The sequence below is a fragment of the Pseudomonas sp. C32 genome, from assembly GCF_030417915.1.
GTDB lineage: Bacteria > Pseudomonadota > Gammaproteobacteria > Pseudomonadales > Pseudomonadaceae > Aquipseudomonas.
Genome location: NZ_JAUHUK010000053.1, coordinates 1 through 1,308 on the forward strand (window position 1 = coordinate 1; position 1,308 = coordinate 1,308).

Sequence of the window (1,308 nt, forward strand, 5' to 3'; positions counted from 1 at the left end):
GGTTCTTCACGGATTACCGGGAAAGACGCTCTTGATCTTCATGAAAAAGAATTCGCTATCCCGGTAACCGTACGCCATCCGCTTGATGACCTTTATTCGATTGTTTATCCCTTCCAGCTGACCCGTATGCATCGGCCAGCGAACCCGGCTCACGATGCCCCGCCAGTAACCCTTCAATCGTTTGGCAAACAAGATTAAGGCCGGTATTTCGCTTTCATGAGCATGGCGCAGCCATTGCTTCCAGGCTGATCGCCAGCCCCAGGCCGTGCTCGGCGTCCAAAGCGTTTTGAGTTCAGCCTTCATCAAGTAGACCGTCATCAACGCTCGGTTGGCCGCCAGCAGATCCTCCAAACGGACCTGTTGCTCAGGCGTTTTCAGATTCTGCGGATTACGCAGCAACAGCCATCGCGCCTGCTTGATGACCTTGCGAGCCGGCTTGTCATGACGTAGCCGGTTAGCTTCGTCGACGCGGACCCGATCAATGACCTCTCGGCCATATTTGGCCACCACATGGAAGAGGTCATAGACCACGCGCGCTTTTGGGCAGTGCTGACGCACCTCTAGGTCAAACGCGGTGTTCATGTCCATCGCCACCGCTTCGATTCGTGCGCAACCCTCTGGCCCAAGCTCTTCGAAAAAAGGCCTGACCGCCGCTCGGCTGCGGCCTTCGCCGATCCAAAGCACTCGTCGCGTATCGGCATCCAACACAACACTGGCGTAGCGATGTCCCTTGAATAGCGCGAATTCATCCATCACCAGGCGTCGTGGTTGCGCCTTTGGCAACTCGCTCAACGCCGCTTGCAAGGCTCGACGCTCCAACAACCTGACGGTGTCCCAATGCAAGCCGAACATCTGGGCCACGTGCAGCGTTGGAAGGCGTTCGCAGGCCTGGATGACCGCCTCGGCCAAGCGGCGAGTCATGCGCGCATAACGATCCAGCCAGCTGACGGCTTCCATACGTTTGCCACAGTCGCGGCAGCCAACCCGCCTGAGCAACACACTGAGGCGCACCGCGCGACCGAGAATCGGCAAGTCACGAACTGTACGCTCGCAATACTCATGAGTGGTTGAGCAGGGCTTTTGGCAGCCACCGCAGGACGGGAATCGGGTGGCGTGGGGGATCAGATCGATCTGAAGGGCGTCACCATCAGGTTTGATCGTGACGACAGAAAAGCCCTCCCAAAAAGGAAGGAAAGTATTAATATCGCGCATAAGAACGCCGGTTTGTTAGATGTGTTTGCTCGCACGAACATCATCAATCAAATCGGCGTTCTTGTTTCTGTGTTTCCCGGGATTCCGTGAAGAACC

Annotated in this window: 1 protein-coding gene; it reads right to left on the bottom strand. The window is 56.7% G+C overall.

All coding sequences use genetic code 11. The annotated features are described in order from the left end of the window. Positions 1-6: 6 nt before the first annotated feature. The gene (locus QYH43_RS26870) at positions 7-1,212 is read right to left on the bottom strand and encodes an ISL3 family transposase (RefSeq protein WP_095061783.1); all 1,206 of its coding nucleotides are present in this window, start codon (positions 1,210-1,212) and stop codon (positions 7-9) included. Positions 1,213-1,308 lie beyond the last annotated feature (96 nt).